The sequence below is a fragment of the Bradyrhizobium sp. WBAH42 genome (assembly GCF_024585265.1).
GTDB lineage: Bacteria > Pseudomonadota > Alphaproteobacteria > Rhizobiales > Xanthobacteraceae > Bradyrhizobium.
Window position 1 is genome coordinate 7,544,005 of record NZ_CP036533.1, and the last position, 17,729, is coordinate 7,561,733.

Consider the following 17,729-nt stretch of genomic DNA (forward strand, 5'->3'; position numbering starts at 1 on the left):
GACTGGATAGCTCTCGCTTCTAAAGGCAGAGTTGCTGCAGCGCGAATTCGAGACAACAACGTCAATGCGATGCTAACCGGGCGGCAGGCGCGAATGGAATTGCGCGGAATTGTTGCCGATCCGGTTTTACTTCGGCGAACCCGTCGTGAACCGATGCCGCGGCCGTGAACGGCTGTCGAGCCTCTTGGGCAGCTTGTCGGCCTTGAGCTTGACGACCGCGCCCCGGGCGTCGGGAGCCGGCGCCTCTTCCTGGCTGTAGATCAGCGTTACTTCGAAGCTCACGTCGGGCGCTTCGCGGGCCGTTCCCGAGCAGGTCGCCATCGCACCACTATAGACGCCGGAGAGCTCGACCTCGACCTCGTCGAGCCCGAACACGGTCGGCGGCCCGTCCGCATGTCGCCGCGTGGTCAGGACGGCGGTGAAATGCCGGTCGTCCTCGAACTGATAGGAGCCGCCATAGTTGAAGAAGCTGTCGCTGCCCGAGATTCGTCCCTGGGCCAGATGCACGATACCCGTGCCTTGCGCGTGCGCGGTTCTGAACCACGCCGCGTATTTGCCCTCTTTCAGCATGGAAACATCCACCCGTGATTTCCATGCGTATTTGCAACGAAGCTCGAGGCGCGACAATGACCGACACGGCGAGCATTCCGCCACGGTTAATGCCCTGCAAAACCAATCCGTCAATTGCTGCAGGGCGCCGCGAGGCGGTGCCCGCAGCACCGTCAAAACAATTCGATGCCGTCGTCGGCAGCCTCGACGGCCTCGGCCCGGCATGCGGTGGCAACCGAGGTCAGCCCGAGCGTCTGCAGGAACTGGCGGTGGACGTCCCGCTCGCGCTCCATCGTGTAGCGCGCGAACAGCGCATCGAGCGTCGCTTCGTCCTGCGCTTGCGGCCGCGGCTTCTGGCCGCCCGCGCTCGCGGTCTCGAGCCGCGCAGCGACCGCGGGCAACGCCGCGGAACCTTCGCCGAGCGTGCTCATCAGGCCTTGCGCCGAATTGATCAGCCGCTCGAATTCCGCACCTTCATCGACGAGCCGGCTCATCAGCTTGCCGAGCCGTTCATTGCCGGCCTCGACCTCGCGCAGCGCCTGGAGAATCTGCGGCTCGAGCTGGGTGAGCTGGGTGGTATCGCCCTGCACGCGGAGCTGCTTCAGCTCCCTCGCCGAGCGCTCGATACCGTCGAGCACGGGCCTCAAGCGTCCCGCGCCCAGCGAGACCTGGTCGGAGGTGGCCTTCAGCTCGTTGGCGATGACGACGAAGGCGCTGCCGCGGCTGCCGAGATGGCTGGCCTTGAGACCCGCATTCATGCCGATCAGCGTGATGTCGACGGTCGCCTCGGCGAGCCCGGCGATCGCCTGACGGAATTTCGTCAGCGTGTCCTCGACGATCGCGAGCGCCTCATCGACCGAGCGGCCGGCGCCTTCGCAGGTCGTAATCAGCGTCGAGGCGTGCGCCAGCGTCTGCTTGATGCGCGCCAGGAACGAGGACGCGCCGCCGTCCTCGCCGCCGAACAGCGTGCGGCCATGACCGACGACACTGCCCGCATCGTGCAGGATGGCGGTCAGCGCGCGAACGATCTGGCCGATGTCGCCGCCGAACTCGCGCTGGGCATCCCTGAGCTGGGCCGCCTGCAATTGACAGATCGTGCGCGCGCCGTCCTCGCTCGCGACAGGTTCGGGAACGAGGCTCGGGGCGGGCCCCGAAACGAGGCTGAGGCCGTGAGCGACATGCTCCAGGCGCTGGCGCGTGCTGTCGCCGGCCTGCAAGGAGATGATCGCGCTGCCGACCGCCTCGGCGATCTTCCTGGTGCTGGCGCTCGCGAGATCGGCGAGATGGCTGCTGTTGCCGCGCTGATCGCGCAATTCGGCATAGGCGGAGCCGAGCTCGGCGCTCTCCGCCGCCAGTTGATTGCGGTAACGGCCCTCGAACTCCTTCTGCCGGCCGGATGCGGTGGCGACCGCCTCGGACAGCCGCTGCTGATCGCGCGCGCAGCCCTCGATCGCGCCCTGCACCGCCTTGCCGAGATCGTAAGCCTCCTGCGTGAAGGCGAGGAAGCCCTCGCGATCGCCGTCGAGCGAAGCCGCCTCGATCCGCGCGCTGCGGGCGATGATGGTGATCATCTGGATGTGCTTGAACAGCGGCTTGAGCAGAGCAGACGCCTCCGCCGTGCTCTTGCCGATGGTCTCGAGCAGGGCGGTCTCGGCCGGCAGCGCCTGCGCCAGCTCGCTGAGCCGCGCAGCGATCTCCTGCAGCGCCGTCGCGGCGCCCTCGATCTCCGCGCCGGAGAGCTCGGCGGAAAGCGCCGCGAGACCCTGGTTCAGCTCCTTGAAGATGAGATGGCCGCGTCCGAGTTCGTGGCCGACGCGCGCGAACACGTCCTCGATACGCGAGGAGACGCCCTCGATCCCTGCGATCGCCTCGGTGAGCGTATTGGCTGGAATGAGCGACATTGCCGTCAGCCTGCCACCGCGGGATGCCCGGCCTGATACCAGAACATGATCTCGCGCGGGATCTGGTGCAGCGAGACGACCTTTTCGACACCGCCATGGGCGATGGCTTCCTTGGGCATGCCGAATACCACGGAGCTGTCTTCATCCTGCGCGCGCGTCGCGGCGCCGAGCTTCTTCATCTCCAGCATGCCGCGCGCGCCGTCATCGCCCATGCCGGTCATGATCACGCCGAGCGCGTTGGCGCCGGCATGCTGGGCGGCGGAGCGGAACAGCACGTCGACGGAAGGGCGATGCCGCGACACCGGCGGGCCGTCCTTGATCGCGATCTGGTAGCGCAGGCCGATGCGCTGGAGCAGCATGTGCCGCGCACCCGGCGCGATATAGGCCCAACCCGGCAGCACCGGCTCACCGTCCTCGGCCTCCTTGACCCGGATCTGGCAGACGCCGTCGAGACGCTTGGCAAAGGCTGCGGTAAAGCCCGCCGGCATGTGCTGGACGATGAGAAGCGGCGGACAATGCGGCGACAGCATCTCGAGGACGTCGTTGAGTGCTTCGGTGCCGCCGGTCGAGGCGCCGATGCACACGATGCGTTCCGTGGTCGGCCGCACCCTGCCCTGCACCGGCGGCGGGATGATGGCATCGGCGGTCAGCTTCTTCTCGATGGCGCGGCGCTCCGCCCGTGGACGCACCCGGGCGCGCGCGGCGGACTTCACGGCCTCGCGCAGCCGCGTCGAGCATTCGAGCAGCGCCTGCCGCGTGTCGATCTTCGGCTTCGGCACGATGTCGACGGCACCGGCCTCGAACGCCTCGAACATCACGTTCGAGCCCGCTTCCGTCAGCGAGGAGCAGATGATCACCGGGATCGGATGCTGCGCCATGATCTTGCGCAGGAAGGTCAGGCCGTCCATGCGCGGCATTTCGAGATCGAGGATGATGACGTCGGGCAGCTCCTTCTCGAGCCGCCTGGCTGCAACGAACGGGTCGGACGCCGTCGCCATCACCTCGATCTCGGGATCTTCGGACAGGATCGTCAGCAGGATTTGGCGCACCGACGCCGAATCGTCCACGATCAGCACGCGAACTTTCTCCCTCGGCATTGTGGTTGCGCTCCGCCTAGACCTGGAAGATGGTTGGCTGAACCTGCTTCAGCCCGGGCACCGCACTGTGAATCATCGACTCCGAATGCCCGACCAGCAGATAGCCGCCCGGACGCAAATGGCCGCACAATTGCTCCACCACCTTGCGCTGGGTCTCGCGCTCGAAATAGATCAGGACGTTGCGGCAGAAGATGATGTCGACGTCACGATCGACGGGATAGGACTTGTCCATGAGGTTCATCCTCATGAAGTGCGTCACGCGCCGCAGCTCGGGTATGATCCGCACTTCGCCGCGCGATTTGTCGCGCGAGGACGAGAAATAGCGTTTCACGAACGGCTCCGGCACCGGCGCGAGCACGTCGCGGGTGTAGATCGCGGTCCTGGCGAGGCGTAGCACCGCGGTCGAGATGTCGGTGCCGAGGATACGGTACTGGAAGCGCGCGCCGTTCCGCGCCATGTCGTCCAGCACCATCGCGGTGGTGTAGGCCTCCATGCCGGTGGAGCTCGCCGAGCTCCAGATCTTCAGGTTGGCATCCTTGCGTCCATGCGATCTGAGCAAAGCGGGGACCGCGACGTCCCTCATGAAAGTGAAGTGCTGCGGCTCGCGGAAGAAGTCGGTCTTGTTGGTCGTCACCACATCGATGAGATGGGTCAACTCGGTCTCGAAATGATCCACCTCGAACAGGTTCTCGACATATTCGTTGAGGCCGGAGAAGTTCAGCGCACGCACGCGCTTGTGCAGCCGCCCCTCCAGCATCAGCCGCTTGCCCTGCGGCAACTTGATGCCGACCTGACCCTCGATCAATTCGGCGATGGTCCGGAAATGGCGGTCGGACAGATGCACGGCCGTATCCTGCAGGGCGGGCATCATGGCCACACGCTCCGGTCCAGGATGACCGCCTGCACTGAATGTCGGGCCGAACGGGCCATCTTGAATCCTACACGTCTACGCAATGACTGAAGATGGATCGGCCCCCAGTTGGGAGGCCGATCCCACAAAGACAATCAGCGCTGGAAATCGGCGTCCCGGTCGTCCTCGCCGTCGTTCATGTCGAAAGCAAAGCCGCCGCCGCCGGCGACCTTCAGCGCGCGGGCCGGCTTGGCCTGCGGCTTCTTGGCCGGACGCTCGGCCGCCGCCATGGTCGCTGCCTTGGCGCGCAGCTGGTTGACCGCGCGGTCGATCGGCGCGGCCGCCTGGCTCTTTGCGCCCTGCTCGATGCGGAAATAGGCGATGGTCGACTGCAGCTGCTCGGCCTGCGAGGCGAGCTCCTCCGAGGTCGAGGACACCTGCTCGGATGCGCTGGCGTTCTGCTGGCCGACCTTGTCGAGCTGCTGGATCGCCTGGTTGATCTGGGCCGAACCGACGTCCTGCTCGCGGCAGGCCGCGGTGATCTCCTCGACCAGCTCGGCCGTCTTCTTGATGTCGGGAACGAGCTTCGCCAGCATCGCGCCGGCATCCTGCGCGACCTTCACCGTATCGGCCGAGAGCGTGCCGATCTCGGCCGCGGCCGCCTGGCTGCGTTCGGCGAGCTTGCGCACTTCGGAGGCGACCACTGCAAAGCCCTTGCCGTGCTCGCCGGCACGCGCGGCTTCGACCGCCGCGTTGAGCGCGAGCAGGTCGGTCTGGCGCGCGATCTCCTGCACGATCGTGATCTTCTCGGCGATGGTCTGCATCGCGTTGACGGCGCGGCCCACGGCGGCGCCGGAGGCTTCCGCGTCCTTGGCGGACTGCGCGGCGATCTTCTCGGTCTGGTTGGCGTTGTCCGCGTTCTGCTTCACGTTGGAGGCCATCTCCTCCATCGAGGAGGAGGCCTCCTCGGCGGACGAGGCCTGCTCGGTCGCACCCTGCGACAGCTGCTCGGCGCTGGCGGAGAGCTCCTGGCTGCCGGCGGAGACGTTCTGCGCCGCGGTCAAGGCTTCCGACACGATCTGCCGGAGCTTCTCGACCATGCGCTCGAGCGCCAGGCCCAGCGTGTCCTTGTCCGACAGCGGCTTGGCTTCGACCATGAGATTGCCTTGTGCGATCTCGTTGGCGACCGCCGCCGTGGCATTCAGGTTCACCGTCATCGCATTCAGCGACTTGATGAGGTCGCCGATCTCGTCATTGCTGGAGGACTCGATCTTGCGGCTGAGATCGCCGATCGCAACTGCATCGGCAAGCCCGACGGCCTGCCCCAGCGAGCGGCTGATATTGAGCGCGATCCAGGTCGCGGCAACGGCAGCGATCACGAGCGAGGCGAGAACCAGGCTCATCAGTATGATCTCCGCGCGGGAGCCGTCCTGCCTTGCCTGCTCGGCCTGGTCCGCCATGTTCTTCTTGACGTTCAGGATGTAAGCGTTGGCCGCGTCCAGCGCGTCCGCGACAACCTTGCGGCCGTCATGCATCGAACGATCCATCGCCTTGGCCTTGTCGGTCCTGGCCAGCTTGACCGTCTCGTCCTGATAGGCGTTCATCTTGGAATACGCAGCAGAGAAGCCGTCGATCAGCTTCTTGCCGTTTTCCGAGGCCGCGGCGTGGATTTCCTCCTTGAGCTTCAGCAGCTGCTCACGGGTCTTGGCGAGGTCCGCGACGAACTGGTCATATTCGGCGTCCGAAGCCAGGATGGAGTTCTTCTCGGCGCGAAGCTGAAAGAGGATACCCTCCTTGAGCCCGGAGGCCTTCTCCATGCGGCCCGCGCGGCTCACCAGACTTTCGGTGGTGCCGACCATGTCGGCCAGCTTCATGTAACCGACCGCGCCGGCGATGATGGATAACAGGATGACGACGCCGAACGCGCTGGCAAGCTTGGCTTTGACGGTGAATCTCATGTCAGTCTCGTTGGTTCGAATTGGGGTGCTTACGCTTGACCACGCTTCACTCTCGCAAACTCAGGCGGCGCGAGGCGCATCCGCACCGGCGTCGCGCCCTTCCGGAATCTTGTCGTTCGCCATCAGCTTGGCGAGGTCGAAGATGACGACGAACTTCTCGCCCTTGCGGCCGATGCCGGCGGCATAATCGGATTGCCATTTGCCGCCGACCTCGGGGATTGGCTCGATCGCCTGCTCGTCGATGTCGGTGACCTCGAATACGCAATCGGCGACGAAGCCGACGCCGACCAGGCGGTCCTTCATCGGCACGTCGAGGATGATGATGCGGGTGGCTTCGGTGGCCGGCACGCTCGGCAGGCCGAGCTTGGTCCGGAGGTCGACGATCGGATAGCCGCTGCCGCGCACGTCGATCATGCCGAGCAGGAAGTTCGGGGCGTGCGGAAGCCGCGAGATCGGACGCATGTCGAGGATCTCACGGACGTTGCGGATGCTGATGCCGAACGTCTCGCCGGCGAGCCCGAGCGTCAGATATTGCGAGGTTGCGGCCATGATGCAGTCCAGAGATCCGATGGTTGCAAATGAATGCGGCCCGGCATGAGAGCCCGACCGGCTGATCAGCGTTGGAACTCGGCGTCGCGCTCGTCCTCGCCGTCATGCATGTCGAAGGCGAAGCCACCGCCACCGGCGACCTTCATTGCACGGGCCGGCTTGCGAACGGGGGCCGGCTTCCTGGTGCCGCGATCCGCCGCCGCCATGTGCGCGGCTTTGGCCCGCAGCTGGCTGACGGCGCGGTCGATCGGCGCGGGCGAAGCAGCTTCCTCCCGCCCGGCATGCTCGATGCGGAAGAACGAGATGGTGGACTGGAGCTGCTCGGCTTGCGAAGCGAGCTCCTCGGAGGTCGAGGATACCTGCTCGGAGGCGCTGGCGTTCTGCTGACCGACCTTGTCGAGCTGCTGGATCGCCTGATTGATCTGGGCCGAGCCGACGTCCTGCTCGCGGCAGGCCGCGGTGATCTCCTGCACCAGCTCCGCGGTCTTCTTGATGTCGGGCACGAGCTTGGACAGCATTTGTCCCGCCTCCTGCGCGACCTTCACGCTCTCGCTCGACAGCGTGCCGATCTCGGCGGCCGCGGCCTGGCTGCGCTCGGCAAGCTTGCGCACCTCGGAGGCGACGACGGCAAAGCCCTTGCCGTGCTCGCCGGCGCGCGCGGCCTCGACAGCGGCGTTGAGCGCGAGCAAATCGGTCTGCCGCGCAATCTCCTGCACGATCGTGATCTTTTCCGCGATCGTCTGCATGGCCTCGACCGCGCGGCTCACCGCAGCGCCGCTGGCTTCCGCGTCCTTCGCCGACTGACCCGCAATCTTCTCGGTCTGGTTGGCATTGTCGGCGTTTTGCTTGACGTTGGACGCCATCTCCTCCATCGAGGACGACGCCTCTTCCGCCGAAGAGGCCTGCTCGGTCGCGCCCTGCGACAGCTGCTCGGCGCTTGCCGAGAGCTCCTGGCTGCCGGCGGAGACGTTCTGCGCGGCTGTGAGCGCCTCGGAGACGATCTGCCGAAGCTTCTCGACCATGAGGTTGAGCGATTTGACGAGATCTCCGATTTCGTCGTTGCTGCCGGTGTTGATGGTCTGGCTCAGATCTCCCGCCGCGACCGCGCCGGCGAGACCAACCGCGCGGCCAAGCCCGCGGGCGATGCTGACGGAGATCCAGACTGCCGCGATGATGCCGATCGCGAGCGAGCCGAGAACGAATGCGATCAGCATGAACTGCGCTCTGCTGCTCTCCTCGCGGGCATGGGCCGTCTGCTCGTCCATCGCCGTCTTCACGTAAGCGATATAGGCCTCGGCAGCCTCCATCGATTCCCCAACGGCGCTGCGGACGGACGTCATCGACAGCTCCGTCGCCTTGACCTTGTCGGTCTTCGCGACCTTGAGCGTGTCGTCTTCCACCACGTTCATGCGGGCGTAGGCGGTGCCGAACCGTTCCAGAAGCTTCTTTCCTTCCGGCGTCGCCACCGCGTAAATCTCGTCCTTCGTCTTGAGGACACCACTGCGCAGTTTGGCGATCTCCGCGAGGAACCTCTCGGATTCCGACTCGGGCACAAGGATCGCGTTCTTTTCCGCGCGGACCTGGAACAGGATGCCTTTTTCAAGGTCGGCGGCATGCGCTATTCGTGAAGCACGCGAGACCAGCCCCTCCGCGGCGACGATCATGTCGTTGAGCTTCACGTACGCAACGCCGCCTGCGGCCATGGACAGCACCAGGACGACGCCAAACGCGCTTGCAAGCTTAGCCTTGACCGTAAATCGCATGTGCAGCCCCTCAGCCCCTCAATCTTGCGATTGGATTTGCTTTCAATTCAGAATGCGTTCCATGTTCGGAACGATGACGAACTCTTCACGCCACTTCGCGATGAAGCGGATGAATTCCGGCTTCCAGTGCATGCCGACGCGCGGCGTCTGCTGCACGTCGGTCTGCGAGATCTCCGTGACCTCGTAGACCTTGTCGGCGGTGACGCCGACCAGAACCGGCTCTCCGTCCAGCTCGAGCTCGATGACGACGATGCGCGTGTCGGCCGAGTTGTCGAGCTGCGGCATGCCGAAGCGAATGCGCAGGTCGGCGAGCGGAATGACGTTGCCGCGCACGTTGATCACGCTGGGAACGAAGGCGCGCGCGCCGGCCACCTTGGTCACGGGGACGGGATCGATGATCTCGCGCACGAGACCGGCGTCGAGTGCAAACTTCTCCTCACCGAGGCCGATCATCACGACCTGCATCGCGCCGGACTGATGCTCGCCCGCCAAACCGTCGTTCATCACGCCGCCTCGCTGATATGCTGCTTCTCGACCTTCGACTGCGCCATTGCGACGAGCTGCGCGACGTCGAGGATCAACGCGGCCGTGCCGTCACCCAGAATCGTCGCGCCGGAGAAGATGGTGACGTCGGAGTGCAGCTTGGACAGCGACTTGATCACGGTCTGGTGGTTGCCGATGATCTGGTCGGCGACGAGGCCGACGCGGGTCTCGCCGGTCGAGATGATGATCGTCTTCTGATGCCGGTCCGGCGCGCCGGAGGCGGCCATCAGCTCGCGCAGGCGCAGGAAGGGCACGAGATTGCCGCGCACGTTGAGGAAGTTGCGGCCGCGCGAACGCTCGTCCTCGGCCGTCAGCTCGACGCATTCCTCGACCGCCGACAGCGGAATGATGTAACGGCCTTCGCCGACGCGGATCAGGAGGCCCTCGATGATCGCGAGCGTGAGCGGCAGCCGCAGCGTCACGGTGGTGCCCTGGCCCGGGCGGGTCGACAGGTCGATCGAGCCGCGCATGTTCTCGATGGTGCGCTTGACCACGTCCATGCCGACGCCGCGGCCCGACAGCGCCGAGATGGTCTGCGCGGTCGAGAAGCCCGGGTGGAACAGGAATTGGTGAATCTCGTGATCGCTGAGCACGGCACCGGCTGCGATCAGCCCCTGCTCTTCCGCCTTCGCGCGGATGCGCGCGGTGTTGAGACCACCGCCATTGTCCTTCACGGTGACCAGCACCTGGGCGCCGGAATGCACGGCGGCGAGCTCGATCCGGCCCTGCTCGGTCTTGCCACTGGCGGCGCGCGTTGCGGTGTCCTCGACGCCGTGGTCGATGGCGTTGCGGATCAGATGCACCAGCGGATCGGCCAGGGCCTCGATCATGGTCTTGTCGAGCTCGGTATCCTCGCCCGAGGTGACGAATTCGACCGGCTTTGACAGATCCCGCGACAGATCGTGCACGAGGCGGCGGAAGCGGCCGAACAAGGAGCCGATCGGCACCATGCGCGCACCCATCGTGGTGTCGCGCAGGGACGAGGCAAGGCGCTCGATCTCCTCGGCGATCATCTTGATCGAGAGGTCGGAGCCGGAGGCGGCGAGCTGGGTCAGCCGCGCCTGGGCGATGACGAGCTCGCCGACGCGGTCCATCAGCTCGTCGAGGCGCTCGGCCTGGACGCGAACGGTGGCGATGCTACGCTCTTGCTTGGCGTCCTCGCGGCGGGCGGGTGCCGCCTCGCGCTTGACCTCCGGCTTGACGTCCGGCTTGGCCTCGAACTCGGGCTCGGCCCTTGCGGCGGGCAACTCGGCGATGGCCTCCACCACAGGCGCAGCCATTTCGGCGATCGCCGGCTCTTCGTCGAGCAGCTGGAACAGCGGGGCCGGCGCGGGGGCTTCGACATGCTCCAGAGGCGAGAGCGTCAGCTTCATCTCGTCCTGGACGAACATGAAGACGTCGTCGATCGCATCCTTGTCGCAGGCCGCGTGCAGCTTGACGTCCCACTTCAGATAGCAGTCTTCCGGATCCATCTCGTCGAGGAACGGGATGCCGTCGGTGACGGGCACGACAAAGCAGGGACCGAGCTTGCAGAGATCTTCCAACAGGTCGAGCGGATTCGAGCCGTTGCGCAGGATGTGGGATTCGAACTCCAGATAGAGGTGCCAGCCGGCCTGCTTGCTCTCGGCAGGCGCCAGCGGAGGGGCCTCGGCCTCAAGGGCGACGGGCATGTCGGCCGCGACGAAGCGCTTGAGGTCGTCGAGGATGGCTTCGCCGATGATGTCGTCGGTCGACTGAGGATCCTCGATCAATGCGCGGATGTAGTCCTTGGCGGCGAGCGCGACCGAGATCAGCTCCTGCGTCGGCTTGATCTCGCCCTTGCGGACGCGGTCGAAGGCGGTCTCGAATTCGTGGGTGAAGGAGGCGACCTTGTCGAAGCCGAACATGGCGCCCGACCCCTTGATCGTGTGCAGGGCGCGGAAGGCGGAATCGACCAGCTCGCGGTCGTCTGGACGCTGGCCGAGATCGAGCAAGGCGCCTTCAAGAACTTCGAAGAGCTCGCTGGCTTCCTGACGAAAGACCTCGGTCGGGTCCATTGCGCTCATGTGCGCACCAGCTTGCCGACCACGGCGAGCAATTGTTCAGGCTTGAAAGGCTTGGTGATCCAGCCGGTGGCGCCGGCGCTCTTGGCTTCCTGCTTCACCGTGTCGTTGGATTCGGTGGTCAGGAACACGATGGGCATGCCGACCGCACTCGGCAGCTTGCGCAATGCGCGGATCAGCTCCAGCCCGTTCATGACGGGCATGTTGAGGTCGGTGATGACGAGGTCGAGCTTGCCAGCCTGCGCCTTGGCGAGCCCTTGCGCGCCGTCGCCGGCCTCGATCACGTTGTGACCGGCCGGCTCGAGCACGACCTTGATCATTTGCCGAATGCTGGGAGAATCATCGACGGTCAAAATCGTGGCCATCAGGTGCCATCTTTCTTTTGCGGGAAATGCTGATCGATCATCGCCTCGCTGGCGAAGCCGGCGCGGCGAAGGGTGTTGCGCAAAGATTGTGAAAAGGAGGTCAGGACGACCGGACGGCCCTGGGCCTCGCCGGTCTTGGCGGTCGACAGCAGAAGCTGGATCGAGGTCACGTCGGCCTTGTCGACGCTGGAACAGTCGATCTCGAGCCGCTCCTGGCGGCCGAATGCCTCGCGAATGAGACCATAGACGTTGCGGATGGCCGCAATGCTGCAATCGGCGGGCAACCGCAGCGACCACTTCGGCTCGGTGGGGTTGAGCGACATCGCAGCATCCGCCTTTGCTAAAATTCCACTACTCGTTTGACGCGAATCCGGTGAGCAAACTCCTAACGCGGGCATCCGTACAACTACGGGTCACATTCTTCCGGAATTCGCGCAACCGCATGCAGACGTGCACAACCTGCCCACATCGTGGGCTGGACACGCACATCCGCGTCGAATTTGCTTCGTGTTAAATCCGCTTCGGTAATGGCTTGGGTTCGTGCCTTTGCCAGCGAACAGAGCCCGATGCTCACCCAAGCGCTCCTGGTTGACGACAGCCGCTCCGTCCTCAACTTCCTGAAACGCCACATCGAGGCTGAAGGTCTGGTCGAGGCCACCACCTTCCTCGATCCTGTGGAGGCGCTGGCCTGCGCCCAGGAGCGCGCCTTCGATCTGGTGCTGGTCGACTACGAGATGCCGCACATGGACGGCATCAGCTTCATCCGCACCTTCCGCAGGCTTCCCGGCCGCGCCGACATCCCGATCGCGATGATCACCTCGCGTCAGACCGATGACGTGAAGATGGAAGCGTTGCAGGCCGGTGCAACCGATTTCCTGCCCAAGCAGCCGCAGAGCGTCGAGATGACGGTGCGCCTGCGGAATTTGGTTCAGCTTGGTGCAGCCGTACGCAAGCTGAACGACCGCGCCGCGCACCTGGCCAGCGAAGTCGCGGTCGCGACACGAAAGCTCGGTGAGCGCGAGGAGGAGATCATCCTGCGGCTCGCGCTCGCGGTCGAATACCGCGACAACGACACCGGCGAGCACACGCTGCGGGTCGCCCGCTACAGCCGCATCATCGCCGAGCAGCTCGGCCTGCCGGCCCGGCTCTGCCGCGACATCTATCTCGCCGCCCCCCTGCACGACGTCGGCAAGGTCGCCATTCCCGACAAGATCCTGCTCAAGCCGGGCAGGCTCACCGAGGCGGAGATGGCGGTGATCCGGACGCATGCGACGATCGGCGAGCGCATCCTGGCCGATTCCAGCTGCGAGCTGATTCGGCTCGGCGCGCAAATTGCTGCAGGCCATCACGAACGTTGGGACGGCGCAGGCTATCCGAGCGGCCTGAAGGCGGATGAAATCCCGATCGCCGCGCGCGTAGTGGCGGTCGCCGACGTCTTCGACGCCCTGACGACGCGGCGGCCGTATAAGGAACCGATGCCGCTCGACGTCGCGCGCGGCTACCTGGTCGAGAACGCAGGGCGCCAGTTCGATCCGGCCTGCGTGACGGCCTTCCTGTCGCGCTGGGACGAGGTGGTCGAGATCGCCGGCGCTCCGCGAACGATTCCTTTGCCGAGCGCCGAGGCCCTTCTCGCTCCCAGTCAGGAGAGTGCGGCGGAAATCTCTTCAGACGAGGACACCCCGACCGAGGCCGTCCCGACCGCCTGAGCCGATCAATCCGCCAACATCTTGCCGCGGCTTGACATTGTTTCTCCGGTCGCCGGCTTGAACCTGTTCCTGCTAAAGTGGCACCAAGACCTATGAGTGATTCTGGTCACACTTGCCCCGGCGCCGTGCTGCTAGGCATCGAACCAGGACGGGGCACCAGAGCATCGTCGAATTGGATGAGAATTCCCATGAAAAGCCTGATCGGCGCCTGTGTCGGCGCATTCTGCCTTGCGGCCCCCGCTTTGGCGGAGACTCCCGCTGCGATCGTCGAGGACATCCAGGGCAAGGTCGACGGCATCGCGTTCATGGACTACGTGGCGCCGGGCAAGATCATCAAGCTCGGGCCCAAGGCGAGCATCACGCTCAGCTACCTGAAGTCCTGCCAGCGCGAGACCATCAGCGAGGGTGTCGTCCTGGTCGGCGCTGAGCAGAGCACCGTGCAGCTGGGCGAGGTCAAGCGGGAAAAGGTGCCGTGCGATACCAATGCGGCAAAACTGTCGGAGCGCGAAGCGAACCAGAGCGCCGCGACGACCTTCCGCACCATGCGCTCGGACGCCAAGGGCGGGCCGGCCAAGCTGCCGACGCTTTACGGCGTCTCGCCACTGGTGCAAGCCAAAGCCGGCGGCACGCTGGTGATCGAACGCACCGACGGCAAGGAGCCCACGATCAGCGTGCCGCTCAAGGGCGATGCCATGGTCGGCGGCAAGTTCTATGATTTCGCCAAGGCCGGGAAGACACTAACCCCGGGCGGCAGCTACCTCGCCATTCTCGGTGCCAAGCGCTACACCTTCCAGATCGACGCCAGCGCCACCTCCTCGCCGACCCCGATCATCGGCCGCCTGCTGCGGCTCGAATAGGCGGACCTAGCGACGGGGCGATGCGGCGGATCGGGGGACGGGACATCGTTGCGGCGATTCTGATCGCGTTCCTCGCGGGCGCGATCTTCACGTCCCCGCCGCTGCAGACGCTGCAAGGCCTCTCGCTCGACATCCTCACCGCGCTGCGCGGCAAGATCATCGGCGAGCGCCGCGATCCCGCGACATCGCCGGTTGTCGTCGTGGCCATCGACGGCGAAACCTACGAAACTCCGCCGTTCAAGGGATCGCCGACGCAGACCTGGACGCGCGAGATCGGCCGGGTGCTCGGCAGCATCAGCGACGGCGGCGCCAAGGTGATCGGCTTCGACGTCATCTTCAAGAACTCGATCGAGCAGTCCGAGATTCCCTTTGGCGACACATCGTTTGGCAGCCGTGTGAGGGGATTTGACCGGGACTATCTGATCGCGCTGCGGCAGATCTCGGACAATGGCAAGCTGGTGCTCGGCGAGATCCTGAGCAACGACCATCCAGAACCGCCCTACCGTGCGCAGCAGCTGGCGGTGCGAAACAACGTCCGTGCGCTCAATGTCCACACCGATACGGACGATGTCATCCGGCGGATGCCGCTCACCTTCGACATCGACGGCAAGCCGGTGCCCGCAATGGCGGTCGAGCTCGCCGCCCGCGCGCTCGGCGCAAAGCTCGAGATTGCGCCATCCGGTGCGGCCGAGCTATCCGGCTACGCGATCCCGAGCGCCGTGCCGAACACGCTGACGCTCAACTTCCGCGGCCTCAGCCGCGACGTACCGACCTTCTCCTTTGCCGACTTGCGCGCCTGCGTCGAAAAAGGAGACCGCGATTTCTTCCGGCGCGCCTTCGAGGGCAAGGTCGTTCTGCTCGGGACCGTCCTCAACTTCGAGGATCGCAAGCTCACCTCGATGCGCCTGTCCGGCGGCCATGACGGCACACCGTCGGCACGATGTGCCCTGCCCGCGCCCGCCGGCATCGCGCAAAAGGCCCGCAGCGACGTCGCCGGTGTGTTCGTGCACGCCGCTGCGGTCCGGAACCTGATCGAGCGCGATGCCGTGACCGAGCTCGGCTTCCCCGCGCGGACCCTTCTCACGATCGCGTTCGCGGCCATCATCGCCTGCGCGGCCGGCGTGCTCGCACCGAGTGGCGCGCTGATCGCCTGGCTCGGCCTCACCATCGTCTACCTGGTCGCTGCCGTCGGCGCATTCGTCCATGCCTTGGCGCTGCCGCTGACCGAGCCGGCGCTCGCCAGCCTTGCCGCGCTCGCGATCATGATCGGCTATCGCTACGTGCTGGCCGATCGCGACGAGCGATTCCTGCGCAAGAGCTTTGCCCTTTACCTCGCGCCCGAGGTGATCGAGACCATGGTCGCCTCCGGCAAGATGCCGGCGCTCGGCGGCGAGACTCGCAACGTCACGATGTTCTTCTCCGACCTCAGCGGATTCTCGTCGATCGCCGAGACGATGACGCCGGGCGAGCTGGTGACGCTGATGAACGAATATCTGTCCGCCATGACCGACATCATCGAAGGCCATGGCGGTTACGTCGACAAATATATCGGGGATTCCATCGTCGCCATGTTCGGCGCACCGGCCGACGATCCCGCCCACGCGCGCAACGCGGTGCGTGCCGCGCTGAAGTGCCACGACAAGCTCGCCGAGCTCAATGCCGGCCATCCCGCCTTCGCCGGTCACGACCTGTCGCACCGCATCGGGCTCAACAGCGGCGAGGCCGTGGTCGGCAATATCGGCTCGCGGCGCCGCTTCAACTACACGGTGATGAGCGACACCGTGAACGTCGCCTCACGCCTCGAGGGCGCCAACAAATATTACGGCACCGCGATCATGGCCTCCGAAACCACGATGGCGCAGACCGGCGATAGCTTCGCCTGGCGCGAGCTCGATGCGATCAGGGTGCAGGGCCGCGGCGAGGCGATCAGGGTGTTCGAGCCGCTGGCGGAAACCGGCGCGGAGAGCGCCGAGCAGGCGAAGGTGGCCGCAGCATATGCGGAAGGGCTGGCGTGCTGGCGGGCACGCGAGTTTGCGAAGGCGGCCGATGCGTTCGACGGCGTCGCGAAGATCGATCCTGCGTCAGCTCGGTTCGCCAAGCGCGCGAAAGTGCTGACGGAGACTCCGCCGCCGCCGGACTGGACACCGGTCAATACGCTGGAAGGAAAGTAACGTGGCCCCTTACCCTCCCCTGGAGGGGGAGGGTCGGCTCACATTTAGCGCAGCGAAATGTGAGACGGGGTGGGGTGACAGTCTCTCCACCGAGGCAGTGCCCGTGTGGAGAGATCACCCCACCCCGCTCGCGCTTCGCGCGATCGACCCTCCCCCTCCAGGGGAGGGTGAAGAGAGGCCGCGTTAAAACGGCAGCCCCGTATAGTTCTCCGCGAGCAGCCGCTGCGCCGTCTCGGACGAGAGCAGGTAGTCGAGCTCGGTCTGCTGCAGCCGATCCTCATATTCGATGCGGTCGGGGAAGCGGTGCAGCATCATCGTCATCCACCAGGAGAAGCGTTGTGCCTTCCAGATCCGCGCGAGCGCCTTGGCGGAATAGCCCTTGAGACCGGCATCGTCGCCGCTCTGATAATGCGCGAGCAGCGCGTGATAGAGATAATAGATGTCGGACGCAGCGCTGTTCAGCCCGCGCGCGCCGGTCGGAGGCACGATGTGCGCGGCATCGCCGGCGAGGAACAGGCGGCCGTAGCTCATCGGTTCGGCGACGAAGCTGCGCAATGGCGCGATGCTCTTCTCGATCGACGGCCCCGTGATCAGGCGGCCTGCGACCTCGTCCGGCAGGCGGCGCTTCAGCTCGGCCCAGAACGCATCGTCGCTCCAGTCCTCCACCTTGTCCGTCAGTGGCACCTGGATGTAATAGCGGCTCAGCACTTGCGAGCGCAGCGAGCACAGCGCAAAGCCGCGCTCGTGCTTCACGTAGATCAGCTCGGGCGATACCGGCTTCGTGCGCGACAGCACGCCGAGCCAGCCGAACGGATAGACCTTCTCATATTCGCGCAGCACGTCCTTCGGGATCGACTTGCGGCTGACGCCATGGAAACCATCGGCGCCGACGACGTAGTCGCAATCGACGCGGATCGTCTGCCCGTTCGAGCGATACGTCACGTAGGGCCGATCCGACGTCAGATCATGCGGCGTGACGTCCTCGGCATTGTGCACGACCTTGCCGCCGACCCGGTCGCGCGCCTCGTAGAGGTCGCGCGTCAGCTCGGTCTGGCCGTAGACCAGCACCGAATTGCCGCCGGAATGCTTGTGCAGGTCGATATGGGACAGCACGCCGTCATGGGCGATCTCGAAGCCGTTGTGGATCTCGCCCTCGCGGTCCATCCGCTCGCCGCACTGCGCCTCGCGCATCAGCTTCGCAAAGCCGTGCTCGAGCACGCCGGCGCGGATCCGGGCCAGCACGTAGTCGCGGCTGTATTTCTCCAGCAGGATGGTGTCGATGCCCTTGAGGTGCAGCAGCTGGGACAGCAGCAGCCCGGACGGCCCACCGCCGATGATACAGACCTGAACTTTCATTTTTGCGTCCTCCCGTCGGCAT

At 65.4% G+C, this 17,729-nt stretch carries 15 protein-coding genes; 3 read left to right on the forward strand and 12 right to left on the reverse strand.

The window, feature by feature from the left end; all coding sequences use genetic code 11:
* Nucleotides 1-126: 126 nt before the first annotated feature.
* The 11 genes from DCG74_RS35500 to DCG74_RS35550 all read right to left on the reverse strand — a co-directional run bounded on the left by DCG74_RS35500 (nt 127) and on the right by DCG74_RS35550 (nt 11,940).
* Nucleotides 127-570: a hypothetical protein gene (locus DCG74_RS35500; RefSeq protein ID WP_172785731.1), complete on the reverse strand. Its 444-nt coding sequence runs from the start codon at nt 568-570 to the stop codon at nt 127-129.
* A gap of 152 nt (nt 571-722) precedes the next feature.
* Nucleotides 723-2,450 (reverse strand): chemotaxis protein, encoded by a 1,728-nt coding sequence (locus DCG74_RS35505; RefSeq protein ID WP_172785730.1) that lies wholly within the window; start codon nt 2,448-2,450, stop codon nt 723-725.
* A gap of 5 nt (nt 2,451-2,455) precedes the next feature.
* Entirely contained in the window at nt 2,456-3,547 is a 1,092-nt protein-coding gene (locus tag DCG74_RS35510) for a chemotaxis response regulator protein-glutamate methylesterase (protein WP_172785729.1), read from the reverse strand.
* Between the two features lie 16 nt (nt 3,548-3,563).
* Nucleotides 3,564-4,418 carry a protein-glutamate O-methyltransferase CheR gene (locus tag DCG74_RS35515; protein WP_172785728.1) on the reverse strand — a complete coding sequence of 285 codons (855 nt, stop codon included), beginning with the start codon at nt 4,416-4,418 and terminating at the stop codon, nt 3,564-3,566.
* Between the two features lie 134 nt (nt 4,419-4,552).
* On the reverse strand, nt 4,553-6,355 hold the full coding sequence (locus DCG74_RS35520) for a methyl-accepting chemotaxis protein (RefSeq protein WP_172785727.1): 1,803 nt from the start codon (nt 6,353-6,355) through the stop codon (nt 4,553-4,555).
* A gap of 60 nt (nt 6,356-6,415) precedes the next feature.
* Entirely contained in the window at nt 6,416-6,904 is a 489-nt protein-coding gene (locus tag DCG74_RS35525) for a chemotaxis protein CheW (RefSeq protein WP_100231558.1), read from the reverse strand.
* A gap of 65 nt (nt 6,905-6,969) precedes the next feature.
* Nucleotides 6,970-8,667, reverse strand: a complete 1,698-nt coding sequence (locus DCG74_RS35530; protein WP_172785726.1) for a methyl-accepting chemotaxis protein — start codon at nt 8,665-8,667, stop codon at nt 6,970-6,972.
* Between the two features lie 42 nt (nt 8,668-8,709).
* Nucleotides 8,710-9,171, reverse strand: coding sequence for a chemotaxis protein CheW (locus tag DCG74_RS35535; protein WP_172785725.1), 462 nt, complete (start codon nt 9,169-9,171; stop codon nt 8,710-8,712).
* Complete coding sequence (locus DCG74_RS35540) at nt 9,171-11,255, reverse strand: chemotaxis protein CheA (protein ID WP_172785724.1); 2,085 nt, start codon at nt 11,253-11,255, stop codon at nt 9,171-9,173. The genes DCG74_RS35535 and DCG74_RS35540 overlap by 1 nt, the downstream gene beginning before the upstream one ends.
* Entirely contained in the window at nt 11,252-11,617 is a 366-nt protein-coding gene (locus DCG74_RS35545) for a response regulator (protein ID WP_100231554.1), read from the reverse strand. The genes DCG74_RS35540 and DCG74_RS35545 overlap by 4 nt, the downstream gene beginning before the upstream one ends.
* The gene (locus tag DCG74_RS35550; RefSeq protein ID WP_172785723.1) at nt 11,617-11,940 is read right to left on the reverse strand and encodes an STAS domain-containing protein; all 324 of its coding nucleotides are present in this window, start codon (nt 11,938-11,940) and stop codon (nt 11,617-11,619) included. Before DCG74_RS35550 ends, DCG74_RS35545 begins: the two co-directional genes overlap by 1 nt.
* Before the next feature lie 243 nt (nt 11,941-12,183).
* Between DCG74_RS35550 and DCG74_RS35555 the strand changes: the two genes are divergently transcribed.
* The 3 genes from DCG74_RS35555 (at nt 12,184) to DCG74_RS35565 (ending at nt 16,351) form a co-directional block, all read left to right on the forward strand.
* Nucleotides 12,184-13,323 carry an HD domain-containing phosphohydrolase gene (locus DCG74_RS35555; RefSeq protein ID WP_172785722.1) on the forward strand — a complete coding sequence of 380 codons (1,140 nt, stop codon included), beginning with the start codon at nt 12,184-12,186 and terminating at the stop codon, nt 13,321-13,323.
* A gap of 188 nt (nt 13,324-13,511) precedes the next feature.
* On the forward strand, nt 13,512-14,180 hold the full coding sequence (locus DCG74_RS35560) for a hypothetical protein (protein WP_172785721.1): 669 nt from the start codon (nt 13,512-13,514) through the stop codon (nt 14,178-14,180).
* Nucleotides 14,181-14,200: 20 nt separating this feature from the next.
* Nucleotides 14,201-16,351, forward strand: coding sequence for an adenylate/guanylate cyclase domain-containing protein (locus tag DCG74_RS35565; protein WP_172785720.1), 2,151 nt, complete (start codon nt 14,201-14,203; stop codon nt 16,349-16,351).
* Nucleotides 16,352-16,534: 183 nt separating this feature from the next.
* Here the strand turns inward: DCG74_RS35565 and pobA are convergent, their stop codons facing one another.
* Nucleotides 16,535-17,707, reverse strand: a complete 1,173-nt coding sequence (pobA, locus tag DCG74_RS35570; protein ID WP_172785719.1) for a 4-hydroxybenzoate 3-monooxygenase — start codon at nt 17,705-17,707, stop codon at nt 16,535-16,537.
* Between the last annotated feature and the right edge of the window lie 22 nt (nt 17,708-17,729).